Origin of the sequence: uncultured Succinatimonas sp., assembly GCF_905203285.1 — a bacterium.
Classification (GTDB): Bacteria; Pseudomonadota; Gammaproteobacteria; order Enterobacterales; family Succinivibrionaceae; genus Succinatimonas.
On record NZ_CAJKVK010000100.1, the window covers coordinates 1 to 6,990 of the forward strand.

The window sequence follows — 6,990 nt, forward strand, 5'->3', positions numbered from 1 at the left end:
CAGTTAACCAATATTACTTTTAAGTATCAGAAAATATATCTATTCGGTATTTTACTCATTGCTTTGATTCAATTATCATACAAAACGTTGACGATAATTAAGATGAAAGCAAACGAAAAATGAGTGTTCTGTATATTCAATCCTTTGTTCTAATTGCCTACGCAATCTGCTCTCTGGTTATTCCGTTAAAAATTTCGCATAAAGGCAAATTTTTAGTTTTACTTGCCATTTTGGTCTGCGGTTTTAAGTACGTCGTATACGCAATGACCGGCGGAATTTTAGAACCCAAGCTTCCTCCCTACGTCGTTGTCATTCTTGAGTCGCTTTTTGCCTCATTGCTGCTTGGCGTAGCTTTATTGATTGTTAAAGATCTTATTGTTTTACTTTTCTTTGTCTTACGCAAAACCGGTATTTTGTCCTGGCATTTGCCGCAAAATAAAGCCGCAGTGGTTGTAAGTTTCATTGCTCTAGCTTTAGGTTTTTACGGAACTTTTTCGCAATTTGTCACTCCCAAAGTGCAGACTGTTGAAGTAGCGATTAAAAATTTACCCAATGAATTTGATGGCTTTAGAGTAGTACAGCTTACAGATATTCACGTAGGACCTATTCTAAAAAGGGATTACGTACAGAGAATTACCGATAAAACCAACCTTTTGCAGCCTGACCTTATAGCTATAACCGGAGATTTCGTTGACGGCAGCGTTGCAAATTTGGCGCAGGAGTTTGAACCGCTTCGTGATTTGCATGCCCCTTACGGAGTGTATGCGGTAACAGGCAATCATGAATATTATTCAGGAGCAGCTGAATGGATTGAAGCACTGTCCAAGCTTAACATCAAATTTTTAAATAACGAAAATGACATTATAGAAAAAGACGGTGCAGAGATTGCCATCGCCGGAATTCCGGATAGACGCGCTCAAAATTACGGATTTGAAAAACCCGATCATGAAAAAGCATTGTCAGGACTTCCCGATATTCCAAGAATTTTGCTTTCTCATGAGCCGCCTGTAGCCAATGAGCACCCTCAAGCCGATTTGCTTTTAACCGGACACACTCACGGCGGAACCATGTTTTTCTTAAAACCGCTTATCGCCAGATTTAACGGCGGTTATGTAAGCGGAAAATATGAGCTTGGCGATATGACTTTATATGTCAGCAACGGCAGCGGCATCTGGTCAGGATTTTCCTGCCGAGTCGGCGTTCCTTCGGAAATAACCCTCTTTGTACTAAAAGGAGCAAATTAAAGCTGACAGTTTTTCTTTGCCTTAAAAAGATCCAATTTTGCATTTTCATTTACAAATTAAAATTTTTTGCATATTGTATCTATAACGTTTTACGGAGAATTTTTATCAAAGATGCCGTAAAACTCCGTTCTTTAGAACGGAGATATAAGGCATGTGCTATACTGTTGTCAGATAAAGTCTTACAAATTCAGACAAAAACCAAGTCTGCATTTGCAAAGATATTAAATCTACACAAAACAAGGGCAGGACTTGCCCGGATGGCCTGTCAAGCGAACCTCGATAGAGGTCGGCAGCAGGAACCCGCCGAAGCTTACAACAGTAGCACTATTGTTATTTAGCAGTAGGAATCATCGGTCTTTAGACCAGTGAGGATGTCAAGTTAATGAAAATATCACAGCGTTCTTTATGGTGGCACCTCGCGTAACTGCGGGGATGTGATATTATTTTAACAAATAAACCCGCAGCTTTGCGGGTTTGTTCATTTTTAAAGCCCGCAATATTTAATTTTTACGGAGCTTAAAATGAAAGAAATTCTGCTTTACGGTAAATACAGCAACAAGCCTCATCTTTTTTACCGCGATCATGTTTTAAACACCAATACTCTGCTGCTTGAATCGGCTGAAATTGTTGATAAAAGCGGCACCAAAAGCATTATCGGGGCATCTTGCGCGCTTAAAGTGATCTGCAATGATTTAAAAGTTACGCTTAAGGCAATAAACGATAACGGTTGTGCTTTAATTCCTCTTCTTGCAGCAAAACTTAAAGCAAAATCTTGTGATGAAAAGACCATTACTCTTTCCTATGCAAGACCGCCTAAAAATATTGACGAAGAGACACGGCTTAAATTTCCGTCGCCGCTTGATGCGTTAAGAGCTGTCCAAGATACCTTAAAGGAATTTAAAGACATAACCTTTGCCGGCATTATCGCCTTTGATTTTATAAACAATTTTGAAGAAATCACAGACGTTTCTCAAGGTCTTAACACTTGTCCTGATTTGGTATTTAACCTTTACGACATCTCCGTGGTTTTTGATCATATTAATAAAACCACAGTAGTTCACGGCTATGCCTTTAACGAAAAAAACAAAAATGACTGCTTAATTAAAGCTTATAAGTTAAAAGAAGCTTTGGATTCGTTTAACGCAGACTTACATTTAAAGCACCCTAAAGTTGATAAATTAAGCTACAGCGTCAATATAGACGATAAAGCATTTGAAGATTTAGTCGTAAAAATTAAAGATCACATTATTAAAGGCGATGCCTTTCAAGTAGTTCCCTCAAGAGTTTTTTCACTGCCCTGCCACGATCCGTTTTTAAGTTATGCATATCTAAAAGAAGATAATCCATCACCTTATATGTATTACATACAAGATGTTGATTTTACTTTAATCGGAGCCTCTCCTGAATTTGCGCTTCGCTATGACAAAAAAAGTAATGAAGTGTCAATATCGCCTATTGCCGGAACAAGAGCGCGCGGAATAGATGCAAGCGATAAAGTCGATCCTGACTTAGATGCGAGAATTGAACTTGAACTTAGAATGGATCAAAAAGAAGTATCAGAACATATTATGCTCGTTGATCTGGCGCGCAACGATTTGGCACGCATTGCAAAAACGGGTACTCGCCGTGTGGAAAATCTTCTGCATGTAGATAGATACCAAAGTGTCATGCACCTTGTAAGTGACGTAAAAGCCGAACTTAAAGAAGATCTTGATGCCCTGCATGCTTATCAGGCATCAATGAATATGGGAACCCTGTCCGGAGCTCCTAAAATTATGGCTCACAAAATTATTTATAAATATGAAGGCGTAAAACGCGGTTCATACGGCGGGGTCGTAGCCCGTCTTGAAACGGACGGATCGTTTGATTCCTGCATTGCAATTCGCAGCGCTTTCATAAAAAACGACATAGCCTATATCCAATCAGGATGCGGCGTGGTATTTGACTCGGATCCTGAAGCTGAAGCAATGGAAACCGTCAATAAAGCCCGCTCGGTTATAAGAGCAGTATCAAAAGCCAATAAGGAGTTTTAATCATGCCTTACCGTATTAAAATCATTTTTATCGATAATTTTGATTCTTTTTCTTATAACTTAGTCGATGAGCTGCAGATTTTAGGCGCTGAAGTCACTGTTTATCGTAACGACGCAGCTCCTGAATTTATCCTAAAAAAAGTACAAGAGTTTAAAAAAGAAGGCTTTAACATAATCGGAGTTCTTTCACCCGGACCTTCAAGTCCTAATGACGCGAATAATTTAATGGCTATTATCGAAAAACTAAAAGGACAGATTCCTTTATTGGGAATTTGTCTTGGGCATCAGGCTTTAGGTCTGTCTCTTGGCGGAAAAGTGGTTAAATCTCCGTATATTGTTCACGGTAAAGCATCCCTAATCACGCATTGTAGTGATTATTGCTTTAAAGATCTGCCTAATCCTTTAAGAGCTGCTCGCTATCACTCCCTTGTCGTTACCGACTTACCGGAACATGTAAAAATCATTGCGTCCTGCGATAACATCGTAATGGCACTTTATGAAGAGAAAATGCGTCTTTTAGGTCTGCAATTTCATCCTGAGTCGATTTTAACCACCTACGGACGCAAAATTTTATTAAATGCAATCAATCTATTAGCTTAGCGTATTAACTTTTGCCTTTAGCAGATTGAGTTAAAGGCAATTGCTAATCCGCCAAGGGAGGTTTCCTTATATTTTTGATTCATATCCTTGCCGGTTGCGTACATAGTGCTTATTACTTGATCAAGACTTACGCGCGGCTGGCTTAAACGCGACATTGAAATACGGGCAGCCGATATTGCCTGTAATGCACCGAAGGCGTTGCGTTCAATACACGGGATTTGAACCAGTCCGTCAACCGGATCACAGGTCAAACCCAAGTGATGCTCCATTGATACCTCAGCAGCAGAGCAGGCTACCGGTGCTTCTGCTCCTAAGACTGTTGCCATTGCACCTGCCGCCATGGAACTTGCCGCACCGATTTCAGCCTGACACCCGGCCTCAGCTCCGCTTATTGAAGCATTCTTTTTATAAAAAGATCCGATAAGCATCGCACTTAACAAAAAATCGACGGCTTTATCGTCATTAAAACCGATGGCATGATTTTTAAGATAAAGCATAACTGCAGGAACCACAGCGCAGGCTCCGTTGGTCGGAGCTGTTACAACTTTGGCACCTGCGGCATTTTCTTCAGCAATACAAAAAGCGTACAAAGAAATGTAATCGATAATTCCTAATGGATCTGCCGTAATTGTAAGTTTCTGATAAAGTTCTTTACCGCGGCGTTTTAAATGTAAGGCACCAGGTAAATAATCGCTTTTGCAATGTGATCCGTTATAGTAAACCTGCTGCATGGTTTCCCATATTTCAAGACAATAATCCTTTATATATTTTTCATCATGAAACTGTTTTTCAAACTCAAGGGATAATTTTGCTAAATTCCAACCATGCTCTTTACAAAGATTAAGTGCCTGCTCAGTATTGCTTATAGGCATAAAATCTTTTTTATCAATGATTAACGGATCGGTGTCCTGTTCTTTTTTATAAAAATCAGCTTCTACTTTTATAAATCCGCCGCCTACCGAGTAATAAGTTTCTTCTGATAAAACATCACCTTTTTCATCTAATGCTTTAATAGTCAGGGCATTTTCATGCAAAGGAAGAAATTCTGATGAAAAAACAAGATCTTCTTTGTAATTAAAATCTATATCCTTTACACCGCATAATTTAATTTTGCGTTCATTTATAACCCTGTCAATTATTTCTTCCTGCAATTTGGCATCAAGATCTTTTGGAGAAATTCCGCATAATCCCCAAATAACGGCCTTATCGGAAAGATGTCCAATTCCGGTTAATGATAAAGATCCGAAAAGAGTGATCTTTACTTTTACAATTTTATTTAAAACGTCAGAGATTTTTTTACAAAACATATTGCCGGCAAAAAGCGGTCCTAAGGTGTGAGAAGACGACGGTCCGATACCGATTTTAAAAATAGAAAGATTGCTTTGCACGATTTAATTCCTAATACCAAATTGGCAAAAAGTTTAGCAGAAAATACAAAATTCGGATTCAAATTTCTCTACACAACCTACAAAATCATCTATTAATCAACAAAAAACTTGCCCTTGATCATGCCTTTATCATAAGACTTTGGCTTTATAAAAATATGCTTGTAAAATTTTATTAGTTGCGAAAAACAGCAGCTTTCCTTGGTTTTTAATAAAAGGAGATTTTTTATGTTTGATTGGATTGATGAAGGTAAACTTTTTATTTCAAATCCTGATGCAGACGGCAATGAAACCTACTTTTACGTTAAGGAGCTGCGTTTTTACAATAAATCCATAATGATGGTGGGTGCAGAAGCTCAAACTCTTGAAGAGCTTTGCGACAACCTATATGAAGATTACTATGTCGGCGTACCTCTGCATGAAAATGACGATGATAATTATTTTGAAATCATCGATGAGGACGGATATATAAACCGTTTTGAAGCAGACAATGAATTAAGACTTGAGTTTGAGGAAGGAAAAATTTACGGATGTCCTGACTCGGAACTTAGTGAAGAAATGTTCTGCAAAATTTTAAGCATTTCACCGTTTAGAGGAAAATATGCGGTTATCTATGTAATAGGCAGATCCTTATCTGAAATAAGATACGCAGAAGATCATCAAGATTATGAAAATGATGTTCTTGAAGATCTCACCGTTTTGCCTTGGGAGTATCGTGATTATGATGGAGAAATGCTCTACGGTGATTTTCTTGCTTTCTGCCAGTATGCACCCGAGGATATTGACTTTGACGACGATTATGAAGATGAAAATGAAGTCAATTACAGCGACTATTATGTAGATGAAAACGATCTTGATCCTCAAGAAGACAATGACGATGACGATGAACCGTCAGATCGTAACTACGATGAAAACAGCGATAGTTATGATGAAGAAAAAAGCGATGCCGACGACAAGGAGGATCCTAACAGAATCCCCATTCGCTGATTAAGCTTATAAAGTCTTCCTAAAAGTAGCGCTGACAAACATCAGCGCTATTAATTATTAATAGTTAATTACTTGTTATTTGCGGACTATTTTGCATTATGCTTATATTTTCAACCTATTTTCAAAGTCCGCTTGGTCTTATTCATTTAAATAGTGACGGTAAATTTCTTACCGGCGCTTATTTTCAAGATCACGAAAATTTAAAAAACCAATCTACTACGGTATTTAAGGAAGATCTGAAAATTTTTCAAGAAGCAAAAACCTTTTTAAACGATTATTTCCAAAAAAGAAATCCGCATTTTGCCCAAGACAAATTAAAACTTGACGACAACGCATTTAGAAATGCCGTGTACGCAATTTTATTTGAAACATCTTTTGGTGAACTAATAACATACGGTCAAATAGCAAAACATCTTTTATCCATTAAACATTTAAAAAACATGTCGCCGCAAGCTATAGGAAATGCAGTAAGCCATAATCCCATCTCCATTATCATCCCCTGCCATAGAGTTATAGGTGTTGACGGCAGCCTTAACGGATATTCAGGTGGAATATTTAGAAAACTTGAGCTTTTAAAGCACGAAGGACATCAGGAATCTGAATTTCTTCTGTGATTGCACCACACCTTAAATGTAATGCACTAAAATACCGCACATAAAATATCTTTTATAATCAATTGGTTATTAAATTTAATTAAACTTATAAAAATTTTTGTAAAAAACTCTTTCTTTTAATTTTTAAA

Annotated in this window: 6 protein-coding genes; 5 read left to right on the top strand and 1 reads right to left on the bottom strand. The window is 37.8% G+C overall.

Going from position 1 to position 6,990, the window contains the following annotated elements:
• Positions 1–119 precede the first annotated feature (119 nt).
• The 3 genes from QZ019_RS08700 (at position 120) to QZ019_RS08710 (ending at position 3,876) form a co-directional block, all read left to right on the top strand.
• Positions 120–1,244 (top strand): metallophosphoesterase, encoded by a 1,125-nt coding sequence (locus QZ019_RS08700; protein ID WP_295484285.1) that lies wholly within the window; start codon positions 120–122, stop codon positions 1,242–1,244.
• A gap of 521 nt (positions 1,245–1,765) precedes the next feature.
• The gene (locus QZ019_RS08705; RefSeq protein WP_295484287.1) at positions 1,766–3,277 is read left to right on the top strand and encodes an anthranilate synthase component 1; all 1,512 of its coding nucleotides are present in this window, start codon (positions 1,766–1,768) and stop codon (positions 3,275–3,277) included.
• Between the two features lie 2 nt (positions 3,278–3,279).
• On the top strand, positions 3,280–3,876 hold the full coding sequence (locus QZ019_RS08710) for an aminodeoxychorismate/anthranilate synthase component II (protein ID WP_295484289.1): 597 nt from the start codon (positions 3,280–3,282) through the stop codon (positions 3,874–3,876).
• A 17-nt stretch (positions 3,877–3,893) separates the two neighbouring features.
• Here the strand turns inward: QZ019_RS08710 and QZ019_RS08715 are convergent, their stop codons facing one another.
• Entirely contained in the window at positions 3,894–5,264 is a 1,371-nt protein-coding gene (locus QZ019_RS08715) for an L-serine ammonia-lyase (RefSeq protein ID WP_289512451.1), read from the bottom strand.
• 225 nt (positions 5,265–5,489) lie between these two features.
• On the opposite strand from QZ019_RS08715, the gene QZ019_RS08720 reads away from it, so the two are divergent.
• Both QZ019_RS08720 and QZ019_RS08725 read left to right on the top strand, forming a co-directional pair.
• Positions 5,490–6,248, top strand: coding sequence for a hypothetical protein (locus QZ019_RS08720; protein WP_295484293.1), 759 nt, complete (start codon positions 5,490–5,492; stop codon positions 6,246–6,248).
• Between the two features lie 98 nt (positions 6,249–6,346).
• Entirely contained in the window at positions 6,347–6,862 is a 516-nt protein-coding gene (locus QZ019_RS08725) for a methylated-DNA--[protein]-cysteine S-methyltransferase (RefSeq protein WP_295484296.1), read from the top strand.
• Positions 6,863–6,990: the final 128 nt, after the last annotated feature.

Bases quoted from the DNA above. Each gene is read 5' to 3' on its own strand.
- QZ019_RS08700 (WP_295484285.1), top strand. From the start codon at position 120: ATGAGTGTTCTGTATATTCAATCCTTTGTTCTAATTGCCTACGCAATC.
- QZ019_RS08705 (WP_295484287.1), top strand. From the start codon at position 1,766: ATGAAAGAAATTCTGCTTTACGGTAAATACAGCAACAAGCCTCATCTT.
- QZ019_RS08710 (WP_295484289.1), top strand. From the start codon at position 3,280: ATGCCTTACCGTATTAAAATCATTTTTATCGATAATTTTGATTCTTTT.
- QZ019_RS08720 (WP_295484293.1), top strand. From the start codon at position 5,490: ATGTTTGATTGGATTGATGAAGGTAAACTTTTTATTTCAAATCCTGAT.
- QZ019_RS08725 (WP_295484296.1), top strand. From the start codon at position 6,347: ATGCTTATATTTTCAACCTATTTTCAAAGTCCGCTTGGTCTTATTCAT.